15 protein-coding genes are annotated in these 17,347 nt (G+C 72.9%); 9 read left to right on the top strand and 6 right to left on the bottom strand.

Annotated features, from left to right (window positions below; all coding sequences use genetic code 11):
• Window positions 1-622 (bottom strand): GNAT family N-acetyltransferase, cg3035/Rv0428c family (locus C1I95_RS22245; protein WP_438941330.1); only part of this gene is annotated, 622 nt, incomplete at its 3' end.
• A gap of 79 nt (window positions 623-701) precedes the next feature.
• Between C1I95_RS22245 and fdxA the strand changes: the two genes are divergently transcribed.
• Both fdxA and dapC read left to right on the top strand, forming a co-directional pair.
• Window positions 702-1,028, top strand: a complete 327-nt coding sequence (gene fdxA, locus C1I95_RS22240; protein WP_199523857.1) for a ferredoxin — start codon at window positions 702-704, stop codon at window positions 1,026-1,028.
• Window positions 1,025-2,134 (top strand): succinyldiaminopimelate transaminase, encoded by a 1,110-nt coding sequence (dapC, locus tag C1I95_RS22235; RefSeq protein ID WP_325048852.1) that lies wholly within the window; start codon window positions 1,025-1,027, stop codon window positions 2,132-2,134. The genes fdxA and dapC overlap by 4 nt, the downstream gene beginning before the upstream one ends.
• 60 nt (window positions 2,135-2,194) lie before the next feature.
• Here dapC and C1I95_RS22230 read toward each other — a convergent pair whose 3' ends face one another.
• Window positions 2,195-4,039, bottom strand: coding sequence for a M48 family metallopeptidase (locus tag C1I95_RS22230; protein WP_111216261.1), 1,845 nt, complete (start codon window positions 4,037-4,039; stop codon window positions 2,195-2,197).
• Between the two features lie 163 nt (window positions 4,040-4,202).
• Here C1I95_RS22230 and C1I95_RS22225 point away from each other — a divergent pair, with 163 nt between their 5' ends.
• The 3 genes from C1I95_RS22225 (at window position 4,203) to C1I95_RS22215 (ending at window position 6,587) form a co-directional block, all read left to right on the top strand.
• Window positions 4,203-5,219 (top strand): prephenate dehydrogenase, encoded by a 1,017-nt coding sequence (locus tag C1I95_RS22225; protein ID WP_111216266.1) that lies wholly within the window; start codon window positions 4,203-4,205, stop codon window positions 5,217-5,219.
• Window positions 5,220-5,292: 73 nt separating this feature from the next.
• Window positions 5,293-5,940: an SIMPL domain-containing protein gene (locus tag C1I95_RS22220; RefSeq protein ID WP_111216260.1), complete on the top strand. Its 648-nt coding sequence runs from the start codon at window positions 5,293-5,295 to the stop codon at window positions 5,938-5,940.
• On the top strand, window positions 5,940-6,587 hold the full coding sequence (locus C1I95_RS22215; protein WP_111216258.1) for a nucleoside/nucleotide kinase family protein: 648 nt from the start codon (window positions 5,940-5,942) through the stop codon (window positions 6,585-6,587). Before C1I95_RS22220 ends, C1I95_RS22215 begins: the two co-directional genes overlap by 1 nt.
• Here the strand turns inward: C1I95_RS22215 and C1I95_RS22210 are convergent.
• Window positions 6,564-9,194, bottom strand: a complete 2,631-nt coding sequence (locus C1I95_RS22210; protein WP_111216256.1) for a hypothetical protein — start codon at window positions 9,192-9,194, stop codon at window positions 6,564-6,566. The two genes, C1I95_RS22215 and C1I95_RS22210, sit on opposite strands and share 24 nt — an antisense overlap.
• 103 nt (window positions 9,195-9,297) lie before the next feature.
• Window positions 9,298-9,855, bottom strand: coding sequence for a sugar O-acetyltransferase (locus C1I95_RS22205; RefSeq protein WP_111216265.1), 558 nt, complete (start codon window positions 9,853-9,855; stop codon window positions 9,298-9,300).
• Window positions 9,856-10,031: 176 nt separating this feature from the next.
• Here C1I95_RS22205 and C1I95_RS22200 point away from each other — a divergent pair, with 176 nt between their 5' ends.
• Window positions 10,032-13,334 (top strand): S8 family serine peptidase, encoded by a 3,303-nt coding sequence (locus C1I95_RS22200; RefSeq protein WP_438941331.1) that lies wholly within the window; start codon window positions 10,032-10,034, stop codon window positions 13,332-13,334.
• A 122-nt stretch (window positions 13,335-13,456) separates the two neighbouring features.
• Here the strand turns inward: C1I95_RS22200 and dapD are convergent, their stop codons facing one another.
• Window positions 13,457-14,416, bottom strand: a complete 960-nt coding sequence (gene dapD / locus C1I95_RS22195) for a 2,3,4,5-tetrahydropyridine-2,6-dicarboxylate N-succinyltransferase (protein WP_111216254.1) — start codon at window positions 14,414-14,416, stop codon at window positions 13,457-13,459.
• A 136-nt stretch (window positions 14,417-14,552) separates the two neighbouring features.
• On the opposite strand from dapD, the gene dapE reads away from it, so the two are divergent.
• Window positions 14,553-15,623 carry a succinyl-diaminopimelate desuccinylase gene (gene dapE / locus C1I95_RS22190; protein WP_111216252.1) on the top strand — a complete coding sequence of 357 codons (1,071 nt, stop codon included), beginning with the start codon at window positions 14,553-14,555 and terminating at the stop codon, window positions 15,621-15,623.
• Window positions 15,624-15,711: 88 nt separating this feature from the next.
• Here the strand turns inward: dapE and C1I95_RS35895 are convergent, their stop codons facing one another.
• A complete protein-coding gene (locus C1I95_RS35895; RefSeq protein ID WP_199523856.1) occupies window positions 15,712-15,864 on the bottom strand; it encodes a hypothetical protein in 153 nt (50 codons plus the stop codon).
• Window positions 15,865-16,003: 139 nt separating this feature from the next.
• Here C1I95_RS35895 and C1I95_RS22180 point away from each other — a divergent pair, with 139 nt between their 5' ends.
• Together C1I95_RS22180 and C1I95_RS22175 are read left to right on the top strand one after the other, a co-directional pair.
• Window positions 16,004-16,840, top strand: a complete 837-nt coding sequence (locus C1I95_RS22180) for an LOG family protein (RefSeq protein ID WP_111216249.1) — start codon at window positions 16,004-16,006, stop codon at window positions 16,838-16,840.
• A gap of 4 nt (window positions 16,841-16,844) precedes the next feature.
• A partial coding sequence (locus C1I95_RS22175) for an LOG family protein (protein ID WP_111216247.1) occupies window positions 16,845-17,347 on the top strand: 503 nt, incomplete at its 3' end.

The following is a 17,347-nucleotide window of genomic DNA, read 5'->3' as shown; positions in this document are numbered from 1 at the left end:
CCCCCACGCCCGGCACCGGGCCCGCGCCCGCCGGGCCGGTGCCTACGCCGGATCCACCCGGCCCCGTGCCAGCATCTGTCGGTCGCGACGCGGTCAGAGCTGCCAGCGGCATGGTCTGCACCAACACCGGCGGGCGACTGCCCCAGCCCCGCAGGTCGAGTTCGGCGCCGACCGGTGCGGCCAGCGGCAGCGGCGTGTTGACCAACGCCGGCTGGCCCCGGTCGGCGTACCAGCGCTCGACGGCGTCCAGCGCGGAGGGGAGCGGCCGGTCCGGGTCGCCGACCGGCAGGGCCGAGTTGGCCCGGCCGGTCCAGCCGTCGGCGGCGCGTAGCAGCCAGTCGCCGAGGTGGGCGCGGGTGGGCGCGGGCCACGCCTCGTCGGCGGCGAGTTCCAGCTCGACCACGGCGGCGGCGGTCGGCCGCCGGGCGGCCGGGACCCGCTTGGCCCGGTGCACCTCGGCGATCGGGACGCGCAGCCGTCCCTGCCGAGTGGTCAGCGTGAGGTGGGTTTCGGTCAGCTCGACCAGCTCGCCGAGGGCGTCGGAGTACACCGGGCGGCCGCCGCGAGTTCCCACCGTCCGCCGGACCACGATCCGGTGTCCCACGTCCTGCTCTCGGAGCACGATCGACCTCCTCCCCGGCGAGATACTAGGCTCTTACCGTCGCGGGTGATCGCGGCGAGTCTTGCGGAGGAGAAGACCGGTGACCTACATCATCGCCGAGCCGTGCGTGGATGTGCTCGACAAGGCATGCATCGAGGAATGCCCGGTCGACTGCATTTACGAGGGCAACCGGATGCTCTACATCCACCCCGACGAGTGCGTCGACTGTGGTGCCTGTGAGCCTGTCTGCCCGGTTGAGGCGATCTTCTACGAAGACGACGTCCCGGAGCAGTGGAAGGACTTCACCGGCGCCAACTACGAGTTCTTCGAGGATCTGGGTTCGCCCGGGGGCGCCTCGAAGATCGGCAAGGTGGAGAAGGACGCCACCTTCGTCGCCGCGCAGCCGCCGCGCGGCGAGGGCCACTGAACGCCCCCGCGCCGGTCTCGTCGCGGCTGCCCGAGTTCACCTGGGACACCCTGGACGCCGCGGCCGCCCTGGCCGCGGCGCACCCGGACGGCCTGATCAACCTTTCCATGGGTACGCCGGTCGACCCGGTGCCGGAGGTGATCCGGCTGGCCCTTTCCGACGCGTCGGACGCCCCGGGTTATCCGCTGACCGCCGGCACCCCGGCGCTGCGGGATGCGATCGCGGCCTGGGTGGCCCGGGCCTGTGGCGCCGGCGTCGACGGGCTCGGGGTGCTGCCGACGATCGGCTCCAAGGAGCTGGTCGCCTGGTTGCCCACCCTGCTCGGGGTGGGTCCCGGCGATGTCGTGGTGGTGCCGTCGGTCGCCTACCCGACGTATGAGGACGGCGCGCGGCTGGCCGGAGCCACGACCGTACGCGCCGACTCGCTGACCGCCGTCGGTCCGACCCCCCGGGTACGCCTCGTCTGGGTCAACTCGCCGGGTAACCCGACCGGCCGGGTGTTGCCCGCGACCCACCTGCGCAAGGTGGTGGACTGGGCCCGCGAGCGGGGCGCGGTGGTCGCCAGCGACGAGTGCTACCTGCCGCTGGGCTGGGATGCCGAGCCGGTCTCCGTGCTCTCGCCCGAGGTGTGCGGCGGGTCGTACGACTCGGTGTTGGCGGTGCACTCGCTGTCCAAGCGCTCCAACCTCGCCGGCTACCGGGCCGGCTTCGTCGCCGGCGACCCGGCCCTGGTGGCCGAGCTGCTCAAGATCCGTAAGCACGCCGGGATGATCGTGCCCGCACCGGTGCAGGCGGCCATGGTGGCCGCCCTGCGTGACGAACGGCACGCCGACGAGCAGCGTGAGCGCTACCGTGTGCGACGCGAGGTGCTGCGGGCGGCGTTCACCGGTGCCGGCTTCACCGTGGAACACTCCGAGGCCGGGCTCTACCTCTGGCTCACCCGCGGCGAGGACTGCTGGGACACCGTCGACTGGCTGGCCCGGCGGGGGATCCTGGTCGCCGCCGGTGTCTTCTACGGCCCAGGTGCCCGGCAGTACGTCCGGGCCGCGCTGACCGAGTCCGACGAGCGGATCGCCGCCGTCGCCGCCCGGCTCGCGCAACCCTGACCCGACAACCGCGAGGCCCGCTCCCCGAGGTCGGGGAGCGGGCCTCGATCGGGTCCCGGGTCAGTTCTCGTTGATCCGTTCGAACACCCGCAGCAGGTTGTCCCGGCTGCGCCGCTCCAGCAGTACGCTGCCGAACAGCTCCTGCATGGTCATCACCCGACCGTTGTGCAGCGTCAGCTCGGCCTTCAGCGGGATCTCCTTGGTCACCGTCACCGACCGCACCTCCTCGTACGGCAGGAACTGGTGCCAGGCCGCCAGCTTCTCCACCGGTGCCGATTCGAGCAGGGCCTTGAGTCGCTTCTCGCCGTCGCCGGCCTTGCCCGGGTCGGCGACCGTGATCAGACCCCGATCGAGCACCAGCAGGTCGTGCTGCACACCGTCGATCTTCACGTTGCCGATGGCGCCGATCACGCCGGCGTTGTCGGCGGTGGCCCGGCGCTGCACCACGGTCGCACCGGCCGGGTCGATGCCCAGCTCGGTCAGCCGGGCCAGCGCCTCGTCCAGGGTCTGCGGGTCGACCGCGAGCTTGGCGATCTCGGCGAGGTCCAGCGGTTCGCCGTCGGTGCCGACGAACCGGGCCGGGCCGGGCCAGGACAACTGGTAGCTGGCCTGGCCGGCCCGGACGGCGGCGTTGTCCAGCAACATCTCCATCGGCCCGGCGAAGCGGGCCGCCGCCTCCGTGTGGGTGGCGTCGCCGAAGAACTGCTCGGCGAACTCGCCGAGCCGGTGCTCCCGGACCAGGTCGAGGATGGTGGCCAGGCCCGGCTCGGCGGTGCCGCTGAACCGGCCGGCCGCCCGGTAGATGCCGTCGACCCGCCGTTGCATCCCGGCCGCGATCGAGGCGTGGGTGAACTCCGCCCAGGGCAGCACCTGGCGGTCACCCTGGTCGACCACCAGGCCCTGGAGCCGTCGGCTGGCGTCGCCCAGGTCGGCGAGCAGTACACCGGCCGGGCGGTCGTCCGCCGCCACGACACCGGCCGGCAGTTGTGCCATCGCGTCGATCCGGATGCCGATCGGCGGGTGGGTGTCCCACCGCGACGGTTCCCGGTCGGGTGCCTCCTGCCGGAGCTGGTCGATCGCCTCCCGGCGACCGTCGAGCAACTGCCCGAAGCCGCCGAACAGATCGTCCGGGGCCAGTCCGGCCTGCCAGCCGGACTGCACGTAACTCCCCATGTAGAAGTTCCAGGCGGCATCGAGCGCCGGCAGGTTGCGCAGCGCGGAGGTGGCTGCCTCGTGGCCGGCGAGCTGCACCGACGCGCGGTCCGCCGCGAGCTCCTGGCGCCGCGAGGCGGCGTTGTCCACCATCAGGTAGAGCTTGGCGTAGCCCTTGAAGACCAGCCCGATCGGGTTGCGCGGCTTGATCCGCTCGATCGTGCTGCCGATCGCCACCCGGCCCCGGTAAGCCACCGCACCGAGCCGGGTGTGGCTGCCCGAGTAGTGGCCCAGCTCGTGCGCCAGCACCGAGCGGAGCTGGTCGACCCGCAGCCCCTGGAGCAGCGGCAGGCCGACGTACAGGGTGCGCCGCCCGCCGATCAGGCCGAGCAGCCGGCTCTGCTCGCTGACCGCCGCGTTCACCTCGGGCACCAGCCGGATCTCGTCCGGCGCGCGGGTGCCGACCGCGGCGGCCAGCTCGCGGACGGCAGCCCAGAGCTGCGGTGCCTCCCGCTCGTCGAGCACCAGGCCCGGCGCCGGCTCGTGCTTGGTACGGATCGCCTTCCAGAGCCCGACGGCCACCGCGCCCAGCGCGACGATCAACGGCAGCAGCAGCTTGGTGGCCGCCAATCCGTTGGTCTTGCTGGCGATCCAGTAGAAGAGCGCGCCGACAGCAGCGAGCTGGAGCAGCGCGACCACGTAGAACCCGATCAACATGACCACCGAGGCGAGGGCCCGGTACGTCGCGGCCATGGTCGTTCCTTCCCCGTTGAGGGCCCGCCGGGGTGGCGGGCGGCGCAGGGGACCGTACGACGTGGATCTTCTTCGGACAACCCCCTGGCCGGCCCGGGGGATATTCTCGGCCCGGTCGGGGTCGGCCGGCCCCGTGCCCGAGCAGGAACGTCGAGGTGTGCGGATGGTGGACGGGCCGGATGCGCCGGTGCGGGTCGCGGTGGTCGGCACCGGCCTGATCGGCGGGTCGGTGCTGCTCCGGCTGCACGCCGCCGGGCTGGACGTGACGGGCTGGGACCCGGACGAGGCGACCCGCCGGCAGGCCCGGTCGGCCGGCGTACCGACCGCGGAGCGGATGGTCGACGCGGTCGCCGGCCGGGACGTGGTCTTCCTCGGCGGGCCGCTGCCGACCCTGCCGGCGACCCTGGTCGAGGTCGCTGCGGCGACCGGCGAGCACTGCCTGCTCACCGACGTCGGCAGCACCAAGGCGGAGCTGGCGTCGTTCGCCCTGGCGCGCGGGCTGACCCACCGGTTCGTCCCCGGCCATCCGATGGCCGGCACCGACCGGGCGGGCCTGGGCGCGGCGGTGCCGGAGCTGTTCGCCGGTGCCGCCTGGGTGCTCTGCCCCGCACCGGCCGGGCTGGCCGCGTTCCGCCGGCTCGCCGCCCTGGTCACCGAGGTCTTCGCCGCCCGGGTGGTGCCGATGGCGGCGGACCGGCACGACGCGGTGGTGGCGCTCGCCTCGCACGTGCCGCACCTGCTCGCCGGGGCGCTGGCCGGTGCGGCCGAGCGGTCGCCGCTGCGCGACGCGGTCCTCACGCTGGCCGCCGGCAGCTTCCGCGACGGCTCCCGGGTCGCCGGCACCCCACCTCAGCGCACCGCGAACATGCTGCGCGGCAACCGCGACGAGGTGCTGGCCGCGCTGGCCGGGGTCACCGCCTTCCTCGACGAGCTGGCCGGTGCGCTCCGGGCCGGCGACGCCGACGCGCTCACCGCCCGGTACGCCGAGGCCGGCGCCGCCCGTGCCGCGCTGGCCGGTCGGTCGTACCACGAGCAGCTCCGGTCGTTTCCAGCCGGCGGCCGGGCCACCGACGAGGTGGCCTGGCTGTGCGGGGTGGGCGCGGCGGGGGGCCACCTCAGCGGGTGCCGGGTGGACGCCGACGGCGTCGCGTACATCGCCCACCTCCCGCATCCCGGCTGAGCCGGCTCCCGGCCCGGCGGACGCCACGCCACATCGGTGGGCGCGGCGTGGGACCCGCCGCTAGGGTGAGGGCATGGTGGACGGACCGGTGGTGACAGTTCGCGGCGAGGCGTACCGCGAGGTCCCTCCGGAGGTCGCCCGGTTCGCGGTGACCGCGCTCGCGCGGGACCGGGACCGGGAGGCCACCCTGACCCGGCTGGCCGAGCGGGCCGCCGCCGTAAGGGTGCTGCTCGACTCCGCCGAACCGGCGATCGACCGCCGGGAGACCGGTGACCTGCGGGTACGGCCGGAGACGCGACGCTCCGGGGAGCGGGTGGTGGCGTGGCACGGTTCGGTGGTCACCGCGGTGACGGTCACCGAGTTCACCGCGCTGGGTGAGCTGATGCTGCGCCTGGCCGACCAGGACCAGGTCGAGGTGGCCGGGCCGTGGTGGTCGCTGCGTCCGGACAGCCCGACCTACCGGGAGGCCCGGCACGCCGCGATAGCCGACGCGTTGCAGCGGGCCCGGGAGTACGCCGAGGCGCTCGGTGCCCAGGTCACCGACCTGATCGAGCTGGCCGACGAGGGCGGCACCGGGCAGCCGATGATGGCCCGGATGGCGTTCGACGCCGGTGGCGTCGCGGGCGGTGGCCCGCCGGAGCTGGAGCTCGATCCGCAGCCACAGGGTGTGCACGCGGCGGTGCGGGCCCGCTTCACGATCAGCCAACCGGTCCTGTCCTGATGCCCGCCGCCCAGGTGTTCCCCGTCGAGGAGTTGCTGGCCCGCGCCCGCGCGCTCGCCGAGGCCGGCCCGCGCCAACTGCTCGGCATCACCGGTGCCCCCGGCGTGGGCAAGTCCACGTTGGCCGCGCAGGTGGTGGCGGCGGTCGGCCCCGCCGCCCGGCTGGTGCCGATGGACGGCTTCCACCTCTCCCAGGCGGAGCTGCACCGGACGGGTCGGGCCGCCCGCAAGGGCGCGATCGACACCTTCGACGCCAACGGCTACGTGTCGCTGCTGCGCCGGCTGCGGCGCAAGGAGCCGACCTCGGTCTGGGCGCCGGAGTTCCGTCGAGACCTGGAGGAGCCGATCGCCGGGGCGATCGAGGTGCCGCCGGAGGTCCGGCTGGTGGTGACCGAAGGCAACTACCTGCTGATCCCGGACTGGCCGTGGGACGAGGTACGCGCGCTGCTGCACGACGCGTGGTTCCTGGACCTGGACGCCGACCTGCGGCAGCGCCGGCTGGTCGCACGGCACGTCGCGTACGGGCGGTCGGCGCAGGAGGCCCGGAGCTGGGCGCTGGGCAGCGACGAGGTCAACGCGGCGCTGGTGGTGGGCACCGCCGACCGCGCCGATCTGGTGGTACGCCTAGCCGAGCCCCCGCCTGGGTGACGGCACCGCCCGCCGGAGCAGCCAGGCCACCCGGGACCGTTCCCGCTGGAACTCGACGGCTTCCGGGTAGCCGCTGTGGCTGCGGATCGGCGGGTCGGCCACCTCCCCGTCGCTGGGGTGCAGCGCCTCGGGGTCGGCGACGGCCACGTCGCGTTCCCCGGCGGTGACCGGCCAGCCGAGCGGGTCGGTGTCTCGCCAGAAGTTCGTCCAGCCGATTCCGCCGGAGGGGCGGGTCAGCGCCCGGGTCAGCTCCGGCAACCGGTCCGGCCCGAAGTACGCGGGGAAGACCCGGCCGTAGAGCCGGGTCAGCTGGCAGCCGTAGGAGAAGAACCAGATCCGTCGGCGCCAGCGGCTGGGCAGCTGGAGGATGACCGCGGTGCAGATCACCGTGCCCTGGCTGTGGCCGGACAGGATGATGCCGTCCATCCGGCGGGGATCGTGCTCGGCCAACGCGAGCAGGCCGGCGGTGCGGGTGAGCAGTTCGGGTACGGCCCGCTCGGCGTAGCTGGGTGGGGCGAGCGGATGCGCGGCACGGGGCCAGAACGTCCCCACGTCCCAGAGCACCCCGACCGAGCGCCGGACGGTGTCGTTGCGGTAGACGAGCAGGCCGACGGCGGCGACCGCCACCGGCAGCCAGCCCAGCAGCGCGTCGCCCACGTCGGTGATGCCGCTGACCACGGCCGTGGGGCCGGTCGTCGACATCTGATCCGGGTGGACCGGGGAGAGGGCCGCCACGCAGCCGAGGGCGGCCAGCAGGGCCAGCGCGCTGGCGTACCAGCCGATCAGGCGCAGCGCGTGCTCGCCGACCAGCCGGTGCACCGCGCGATGGGCGCTGACGTCCCGAGCCCGGCGCAGGTCGTGCGCGGAGAGGCGGTTGTCGCTCGCCGTCAGCTCGGCGTACTCCTGCTTGCGCAGCCGGTGGAACAGCACGACGGCGCGGGTGGCGACCAGGGCGAGGGCGACCAACGCGACGGCGAAGCTCAGCCCGACCCAGGTCATCGGGGCCGGGGCAACCACAGTCGGACGGCCGCCGGGCGGGACCTCCCCGTTGAGGTGGTCGGTGACCCAGTAGACCAGCCCCGTGCAGTACGCGAGGCAGAGCAGCCAGCCGAAGCCGGCGATGACGGCCGGGGCCCGGCCCCGCCAGGCCAGGTCGGTGTACGGCTCCAGCGGCTGCTTCGTGTCGTCGGCGCGGCGGATGGGCGGCAGCATCAGCGCGGTCACGGCGATGGCCAGCACCGGCAGGGCGAGCTGCCACGCGTCGAGCGGGGCGGGCCCGACGGCGGGCAGCCAGCCGTGGTTCCAGGCGGCGCCGGCGGCGATCAGCAGCGCGGCGGCGACGGGTGCGGCGAGCCCCCGACGGCCGGAGCGGGCGGTGGTGCCGATGGCGATGAGCAGCAGCAGTTGGCCGGTGACCAGCCACGCGAGAATCCCGTCGAAGCCCGGCAGCGAGCGGTCCTCCCGGCATCCGGGTAGGAACGGTGCGGTGTCGCAGCCGGCCGGTGGGCGCAGGCCGGCCAGTGGGGTGCCGGCCGCGCCGTCGGGCAGCAGCAGCACCAGCACGGTGCCGGCCAGCCCGAGCACGGTGAGCACGGTGACCGCGACGCTCCAGTGGCCGAGCGGGGTGGCCCCGGACCGCCGGGTCAGGTAGGGACGGCCGATGGCCACCAGTGCGATCGCCACCACGGCGGCGAGCATCGCCACCGTGGGCCAGGCGACCGCCGCCCGGGCGCCCTGCGGTGGGTCGAGCACCAGGATGCTGCCGAGCGGGACCGCCGCCGCCACCACCGTGCCCGTGCACAGGTGCAGCACCGCGGCCCGGCGCAACTGGCCCTCGCCCCACCAGAATGTGGGGTCTTCGAGTGGGTTGGCGGGCGGGCCGGGCGGCTTCTCCGGTGCCGGTGGCGGCGCGTCGACCGGCTGGCCGGGCAGCGCCTCGGCGTCGACCGGTGTGGGTGTCTGGCGGGCCGGCGGATTCACCGGATCGGCGGGCATGACCGCCTCGTACTGGTAGGTGCGCCAGGCGACGATGCCGAGTACCACGATCAGGGCGAGCGGCACGGTCAGGCCGACGGCGAGCGCCCGACCGCCCTGTTGCCACCAGGGGCTGGCGAGGAAGTCCCACGGCCCGGGAATCCGGCTCAGGCAGGTCTGGTCCACGCACTGCCAGCCGATGAGGTCGACGCCGACGCCGGTCAGTGCCAGCACCGGTGTGCTGGTCAGGCTCAGGCAGAACAATCGGATCAGCCAGGCGGTGATCCCCGAGCGGCTGGCCAGCCGTTCGGTGGTCGGGTCGGCGGGTATCCCGGGCCGGGCATGCAGCGCCACGTTGGCCAGGGTGAACGGCAACAGCAGCGTCCACAGGGCCCGTTCCACGTCGCGTGCGGTCCGCGCGCCGGAGGTCAACTGCCCCCAGCTGTACGCCTCGACGACGAGCGGGTCGGTCGGCGCGGCGGTGGCGGAGCGGTAGAAGCCGGTGACCGGGCCGCCGGCCACCAGCCGTGGCGAAGGCGCCTCACCGCCTGGTTCCGGCGTCAGTCCCAGGATTTCGGAGGGCGGCGTGTTGGACACTCCGTGTACGCGTAGTTCGAGGATCTGACCGCCCATGGCAAGCCTCCCGGTGACGACTCTGCCACCCAGGGTGCTCGCTTTCTGCGTCAAGTGCCACTGGCCGGTGCGGTGTTTATGCAGGTGAGATGGGGTGCCGAGGTCAACCGATCTGGCGTACCGGGCAGGCGGGGTTGCCGACGGCGACCACATTGGCCGGCAGGTCCCGGGTTACCACGGCGCCCGCACCGACGACGGTGTTCTCACCCACTGTGACTCCGGCGAGGACGATCGCCCCGCCGCCCAGCCAGACGTTGTCGCCGATGGTGATGGGCTGGGCCGCCTCCCATTTCGCCCGGCGCGGCTCCGGGTCCACCGGGTGGGTCGGGGTGAGCAACTGCACGTTCGGGCCGACCTGCACGTCGGCGCCGAGGGTGATCGGCGCGACGTCGAGGAAGACCGCGTGGTAGTTGACGAAGCTGCGCGGGCCGATCCGGATGTGCGAGCCGTAGTCACAGTAGAACGGGGGCCGGATCCAGGTGTCCTCGCCGAGTTCGCCGAGCAGTTCACGCAGCGCCGCCCGGCGGCCGTCCGGGTCGTCGGCGGAGCTGGTGTTGAACCGCTCCATCAGCCGCTGGGCACGACTGAGATCGGCGAGGAGTTCCGGGTCGTCGGCGATGTACGGCTCCCCGGCCAGCATGCGTTCCTTCATGGACGTCATCCGTCCGATCATGCCGTCGTCGGTTTCGCCGCGGAATCAACTTGGTCACATCTTTGACTCCCTTTTGCATACTCAGTATGCAATCCTGACCTGTGTCGATGTGTCCCTCATCGATAAGGACGCGCCAAAGGAGGGATCAGTTGCAAAGCAGAGGCAGACTGACCGCCATCGGACTCGTGCTGGGTCTGGTGCTCGGGGTACCGGCCAGCGTCGCGGCCGCGCCGCCCCAGTCGGGTCCGGCCGCCGCGCCGGCCGACCACACCACCACGGGCCGGCCGGCAGCGGCCGGCCGGTCGACCACCATCACGCTGCTCACCGGTGACCGGGTGACCGTCACCGCGGCCGGCGCGGCGAGCGTACGCCCGGCCGAAGGACGCTCCGACGTCCGCTTCCTCACCCTGCGGGATCGGGAACACCTCTGGGTGGTGCCGCAGGACGCCGTGCCGCTGATCAGCGCCGGTCGGGTCGACCGCCGGCTCTTCGACGTGGCCGGACTGATCGCCGCCGGCTACGACGACGCCCGGCGGAACGACCTGCCCGTGCTCATGACGTACGGCTCGGGCGCGGCGCGGCGCGGCGGTGCGCCCGGCGGGGTGACCGTCACCCGCGACCTGGCGGCCATCGGCGGGGTCGCGGCCACTGCGGACAAGCGGCAGGCGGGCCAGGTGTGGGCCGCTGTCGCCGGCAGGGCCGCCCGGATCGACGCGGCGGGGGGTGTCGAGCGGATCTGGCTCGACGGCCGGCGACAGTTGACGCTCGACCACAGCGTGCCCCAGATCGGCGCACCCGCCGCCCACCAGGCCGGCTTCACCGGTCAGGGGGTGCGGGTAGCGGTGCTGGACACCGGGGTCGACGCCGGGCATCCGGATCTGACCGGCCGGGTCGCCGAGGCGCACAACTTCACCGAGGAGGCGGATCCGGGCGACCTGGTGGGCCACGGCACCCACGTCGCCTCGATCATCGCCGGCAGCGGTGCCGCCTCCGGCGGCCGGTACCGGGGCGTGGCACCGGATGCGACTCTGCTCTCCGGCAAGGTCTGCGAGGTCTACGGGTGCACCGAGTCGGCCATCCTGGCCGGCATGCAGTGGGCCGCCGTCGACCAGCGGGCCGACGTGATCAACCTGAGCCTCGGCGGGACCGACACGCCGGAGGTCGACCCGCTTGAGGAGGCGGTGAACTCACTGACCGAGCAGACCGGGGCGCTCTTCGTGATCTCGGCCGGCAACGACGGCTCGGTCGGCTCGGTCGGCTCGCCGGCCAGCGCGGACGCGGCGCTCGCCGTCGGCGCGGTCGACCGCGACGACCAACTCGCCTACTTCTCCAGCCAGGGCCCGCGGGTCGGCGACGACGCGCTCAAGCCCGACATCACCGCCCCCGGGGTGGACATCGTCGCCGCCCGGAGCGCAGGTGCGCAGATCGGCGACCCGGTCGGGGACCGTTACCTCTCGCTCTCCGGCACCTCGATGTCCGCGCCGCACGTCGCCGGAGCGGCGGCGCTGCTCGCCCAGCAGCACAGCGGCGCGACGGCGGGGCAGCTCAAGGCCACGCTCATGGCGTCGGCCCGGCCCCATCCGGAGCTGACCGCGTACCAGCAGGGAGCCGGCCGGGTCGACGTGGCCCGGGCGATCACCCAGTCGCTGGTCAGCGAGCCGGCGAGCGTCTCGTTCGGCCGGGCACTCTGGCCGCACCACGACGACGAGCCGATCACCCGGGAGCTGAGCTGGCGCAACACCGGATCCGCCGGGCTCACCCTGGACCTCACCGTCGAGGCCACCGGCCCGGACGGCGCACCGGCGCCGGCCGGCATGTTCGTGCTGAGCACGCAGCGGGTCGTGGTGCCCGCCGGCGGCACGGCCACGGCCAGGGTCACGGCCAACACCCGGGTGGACAGCCCGGACGGCCACTACACCGGCCGGATCGTGGCCCGTTCCGGCGACACCGTGGCGATCACACCGCTGGCCGTCAACAAGGAGGTGGAGAGCTACAACCTGACCGTCCGGCACCTCGACCGTACGGGTGCCCCGGCCAGCGACCACGCCACCATCCTGATCGGGCTGGAGGACTTCAGCTACTGGTTCGCGTACGACCCGGATGGCACCGCGGAGGTGCGCCTGCCCAAGGGGCGGTACGGGCTGGCCAGCTACCTGTTCGGATCGGACGACGCGACGCTGATGGCGCAGCCCGAGCTGACCGTGACGCGGGACACCGAGGTCACGGTTGACGCGCGCAAGGCGGCGCCGGTGCGGATGACCGTGCCGCAGCGGTCGGCGACGCCGTTGCTGGTCGACATCGGGGCGAACTTCCTCCTCGACGACGAGGGCAGTTCAGCCGGCTTCGGCCTGCTCGGCTTCGACTTCACCGGCCTCGCCACCGGTCAGCTCGGCCGGCCGGTGTCGCCGGACCGGTTCGTCAGCACGGTGGGCAGCCAGTGGGCCGACGCGGAAGCGGCCAGCAGCCCGTACTTCTACGGGCTGGGCGAGATCGTCCGCGGTCGGATGCCGACCGGGCTGACCAAGCACTACCGCAGCGGTGATCTCGCCACCGTCACGCACACCTTCGCGACCGGCTACCCGGGCACCCTCGCCGAGCGGGTCGTCTACCCCGTCTACGAGCCGGACGTGGGTGGCTGGGCGGTCGTCCTGCCCACCTCGGTACCGGGGCAGCGGGTCGAGCACTACAACGGCAAGGGCACGCGCTGGTCCACCGAGTTGGCCTTCGGCATGCCGGTCGAGGACGGTCCGTGGCTCGACACGGTGGCCGTCCTGCGGTCGGATCCGACCGCGTACAAGGTCGGCCGGCACCATCGGGAGAGCTGGAACGGGGCACCCTACGGGCCGTCCTTCCCGGCACCACGCTGGCCGGGTCAGGGCCTCAACCGCCAGGGCGACGTGATCACGCTGAACGTGCCGCTGCACAGCGACGCCGCCGGGCACGCCGGTGGGTCGGTCACGGACACCTCGCGTACCGCGCTGTACCGCAACGGACGACTGGTTGGTGAGACCCCGGAGCACGGCTGGGCACAGTTCGAGGTGCCGGCCGGGGCGGCGACGTACCGGCTGGAGACGTCGGCGAAGCGGAGCTTGACCGACCTGAGTACCGAGGTCGCCGCCACGTGGACCTTCCGGTCCCGGCACGTCCGGGGCGACGAACCGGTCCCGCTGCCCGCCTCGGCGATCAGGTTCGCGCCCAAGCTGGACAGCCAGAACGCCGCGCCTACCGGCCGGTCCTTCGTCATCCCGGTCCGGGTGGAACGCCAGCCCGGTGCCCCGGCGGCGCGGATCGCGTCGCTGACCGTCGAGGTCTCCTACGACGGCGGGAAGACCTGGCGGAGTGCCCGGGTGAAGAAGACCGGTGGCGAATGGAAGGCCACGGTGCAACATCCGCGGGCGACCGGCCACGTCTCGCTGCGGGCCAGCGCCCGGGACACCGACGGCAACACGGTGACCCAGCGGATCATCCAGGCGTACCGCCTGCGGTGAGCCGCCCCGCCGGGTTCGTCGCCGCCGCGGCGGACCCGGCGGGCACCGGCGTCAACCGAGCGAGCGTTAAAAGGGGCCCCTTCCTATACGCGAGGCGTTAAGAAGGGGCCCTTCCTTGCAGGTCAGTCGTTGGCGTGCAGGGCGGCGTTCAGCTCGATGCCCCGGCCGGTGCGGGGCCGGGCCTCCAACGCGCCGTTGACCGAGTTGCGCCAGAACAGCAGCCCGTCGACGCCGGACAGCTCACGGGCCTTGACCACCCGGCCGTCCGGCAGGGTGATCTTCGACGCGGCGGTGATGTAGCAGCCGGCCTCCACCACGCAGTCGTCGCCGAGCGAGATACCGATGCCGGCGTTCGCCCCGATCAGGCTGCGCTCGCCGATGCGTACCTTGTCGGTGCCGCCGCCGGAGAGCGTGCCCATGATGGAGGCGCCGCCGCCGATGTCCGAGCCGTCGCCGACCACCACGCCCTGCACGATCCGGCCCTCGACCATCGAGGTACCGAGCGTGCCGGCGTTGAAGTTGACGAAGCCCTCGTGCATGACCGTGGTGCCGGCGGCCAGGTGCGCGCCGAGACGGACCCGGTCGGCGTCCGCGATCCGCACGCCGGAGGGCACCACGTAGTCGGTCATCCGGGGGAACTTGTCCACCCCGTACACGGCCAGGTGACGACCGGCGGCCCGCTCGATCACGCGCAGCTCGTCCACCCGCTCCGGCGGGCACGGCCCGGCGGAGGTCCAGGCCACGTTGGCCAGCTTGCCGAAGATGCCGTCGAGGTTGAGCTCGTTGGGCCGGACCAGCCGGTGGGAGAGCAGGTGCAGCCGCAGGTACGCGTCGCCCGCGTCCTTGATCGGGTCGTCCAACGAGCCGATCACGGTGACCACCTGGACGGTACGCAGACCCGGCAGGCCCCGCTCGCCGATCGCACCCGGCGGCAGGTCCAGTACGTCGGCCTCGTCCTCACCGGGCACCAGCGGCAGCTCCCCGAGACCCAGTTTGCCGGTCGGGTACCAGGTGTCGAGCACCTGGTCGTTCCCGGTGACGGTGGCCAGGCCGATGCCCCACGCGGATTGTGTGGACGTCACTTACTCACCTCTCGTTCCCTGCTGGGCTGGCTGCTGCTCGCGACTGCGGGGCTGGCAGGCTCACTCCTCGCGCTTCGCCGACGGGCTCGCGGGCTCGCGTCTCGCGGTCGCCGGTTGTGACGGTACCGTGCGGAACATGGAGAACCCGCTTACCCCCGAGGTCCTCGCCGATCCGGTGGCGTTGACCCGCGCGCTGGTCGACATAGAGTCCGTGTCCCTCAACGAGAAGGTCATCGCCGACTGCGTCGAGGAAGTCCTGCGGGGAGTGCCGCATCTGGCCACCTACCGGCACGGCAACACCGTGATGGCGCGTACCGACCTGGGCCGGGACTCCCGGGTGGTGCTGGCCGGGCACCTGGACACCGTTCCGCTGAACAACAACTTCCCGTCGACGATGCGCGGCGATCTGATGTACGGCTGCGGCACCTCGGATATGAAGTCCGGGGTCGCCTTCGCCCTGCACCTCGCGGCGACCCTGCCCGACCCGCGCTACGACGTCACGTACTTCTTCTACGAGGCGGAGGAGATCGAGTCCAGGTACAACGGCCTCACCCTGGTCTCCCAGGCCCACCCGGAGTGGCTCCAGGCCGATTTCGCGGTGCTGCTGGAGCCGACGTACGGCATCGTGGAGGCCGGCTGCCAGGGCACCATGCGGGGAATGGTGGTCACCACCGGGGTCCGGGCGCACTCGGCCCGTTCGTGGCACGGGGTCAACGCCGTGCACGGGGCGGGTGAGGTGCTCCGCCGGCTGTCGGCGTACCAGGCGCGCCGGGTCACCATCGACGGATGCGAGTACCGGGAGGGCATGAACGCGGTGCGGATCCACGGCGGGGTCGCCGGCAACGTGGTGCCGGACCGGTGCGAGATCGAGGTGAACTACCGCTTCGCGCCGGACCGGACGCCGGCCGAGGCCGAGGCGCACCTGCGCGAGGTCTTCGCGGGCTACGAGCTGGCGGTGACCGACTGCGCGGCCGGCGCCCTGCCCGGGCTGGACGCCCCGCCCGCGCGGGAGTTCCTGGCCGCCGTGGGTGCCGCGCCGATCGGCAAGCTGGGCTGGACCGACGTGGCCCGCTTCGCGGCCATGGGCATCCCGGCGCTGAACTTCGGCCCGGGCGACCCGAATCTGGCCCACCACCCCGACGAGCACGTCGAGATCGGCAAGATCCGCGACGGCGCCGCCACCCTGCACCGCTGGCTCGCGCCCTAGCCCTCCGCCCTCACGACTTGAAGTTGGCGGGTGCTCCGGTGCTCGAAGACCCCGCCAACTTCATCATCGCCCGCGCTGGTGCGGGTGGTCAGAGGGGGGACAGGTGCTGGTCCGTGGTGGTTTCGGCGGAGGGTTCGGGCGGGGTTTCGAGCAGCCGGCTGCGGCGGCGCTCGGCCACCACGTCGCGGATTCGCCGCTGCATCTGGCGCCGGATCCGGATCCGTTCGTTGTTGGTGATCACGCTGTCTCCTCCCCCGAAGCCCGCGTGCCGGGGCATACCCGGTATGTGAATAGTAAGACGTACGGGAAAGCGATTTGGTTGCACAAGATCACGAAGTGTTTGCCGGGTTCACCGGCCCGACTCCACTACGGTTGCTCCCATGACCCAGAGCAACCGCCGCGAACCGGGACAGGAGCGGCATCGCGGTGCCGTCACACTGCGTCGACAGGCGATCCCCACCAGCACCGCCGACCAACGGCTGCTGGACTCGCGGGCGCGCGCCGACTGGAAGACCAGGGACGCCTGGCGGGCGCTGCGCATACTCTCCGAGTTCGTCGAGGGCTTCGACACCCTCGCCGACCTGCCGCCGGCGGTCAGCGTTTTCGGCTCCGCCCGGAGCAAGCCGGACAGTTCCGAGTGCCAGCTCGCTGAGGCGCTGGGCGCAGCCCTGGCCCGGGCCGGGTACGCGGTGATCACCGGCGGTGGTCCCGGTGTGATGGAGGCGGCCAACCGGGGTGCGAGCGAGGCCGGTGGACTCTCCGTCGGGCTCGGTATCGAACTCCCCTTCGAGCAGGGCATCAACGACTGGGTCGACCTGGCGATCGACTTCCGCTACTTCTTCGCCCGCAAGACCATGTTCGTCAAGTACGCCCAGGCGTTCGTCGTGCTGCCCGGCGGCTTCGGCACCATGGACGAACTGTTCGAGGCGCTCACCCTGGTGCAGACCGGCAAGGTCACCCGGTTCCCGGTGGTGCTGATGGGCGTGGCCTACTGGCAGGGCCTGCTCGACTGGCTGCGGGACACCATGGCCGGGGAGGGCAAGATCGGGCCGGTCGACCTGGAGCTGATCTGCATCACCGACGACGTGGCCGCCGCGGTGCGGCACATCGTGGAGGCCGAGGCCGCCCTCAGCTCCGAGCAGGAGGCAGTACGCGAGGACGCCGTCGCCCGCACCGCCGCCGACCAGCAGGCGGCGGCCGACGAGGCGGAGCGCTGAGGAGATGGCCGCCATCTGCGTGTTCTGCGCCTCCTCCCGAACGCTTGACCAGCGTTGGCTCGACCTCGCGGCGGCCACCGGCGCGGAGATCGCCCGGCGCGGTCACACGCTGGTCAGCGGGGGCGGCTGCGTCGGCATGATGGGCGCGCTGGTCGACGGCGCGCGTTCGGCGGGCGGGCGAACGATCGGCGTGATCCCGCAGTCGTTGGTCGACCTGGAGGTCGCCGACCTCGCCTCCGACGAGCTGCTGGTCACCGAGTCGATGGCCAGCCGGAAGATCCTCATGATCGACAAGTCGGACGCCTTCCTCACCCTGCCCGGCGGGCTCGGCACCCTCGACGAGCTCTTCGAGGTCTGGACCACCGCCACGCTGGCCCTGCACCACAAGCCGATGGTGCTGGTGGACACCGACGGCTTCTACGGTCCGCTGCTCGACTGGCTGCGCAACCTCACCGACCAGACCTTCCTCAAGCCCGCCGGCTTCGACCTCCTCCGCCTCGCCGACAC

Source organism: Micromonospora craterilacus (genome assembly GCF_003236315.1).
In the GTDB taxonomy this organism is placed as follows: domain Bacteria; phylum Actinomycetota; class Actinomycetes; order Mycobacteriales; family Micromonosporaceae; genus Micromonospora; species Micromonospora craterilacus.
Note: the sequence above shows the minus strand (reverse complement) of the source record. Positions and strands in the feature narration are given on the sequence as shown.

Coding starts and splice junctions, on each gene's coding strand:
- C1I95_RS22230 (WP_111216261.1), bottom strand. CDS start 4,039: ATGGCCGCGACGTACCGGGCCCTCGCCTCGGTGGTCATGTTGATCGGG.
- C1I95_RS22220 (WP_111216260.1), top strand. CDS start 5,293: ATGGTGGACGGACCGGTGGTGACAGTTCGCGGCGAGGCGTACCGCGAG.
- C1I95_RS22205 (WP_111216265.1), bottom strand. CDS start 9,855: ATGACGTCCATGAAGGAACGCATGCTGGCCGGGGAGCCGTACATCGCC.
- dapE (WP_111216252.1), top strand. CDS start 14,553: ATGGAGAACCCGCTTACCCCCGAGGTCCTCGCCGATCCGGTGGCGTTG.
- C1I95_RS22210 (WP_111216256.1), bottom strand. CDS start 9,194: ATGGGCGGTCAGATCCTCGAACTACGCGTACACGGAGTGTCCAACACG.
- C1I95_RS22215 (WP_111216258.1), top strand. CDS start 5,940: ATGCCCGCCGCCCAGGTGTTCCCCGTCGAGGAGTTGCTGGCCCGCGCC.
- C1I95_RS22180 (WP_111216249.1), top strand. CDS start 16,004: ATGACCCAGAGCAACCGCCGCGAACCGGGACAGGAGCGGCATCGCGGT.
- C1I95_RS22225 (WP_111216266.1), top strand. CDS start 4,203: ATGGTGGACGGGCCGGATGCGCCGGTGCGGGTCGCGGTGGTCGGCACC.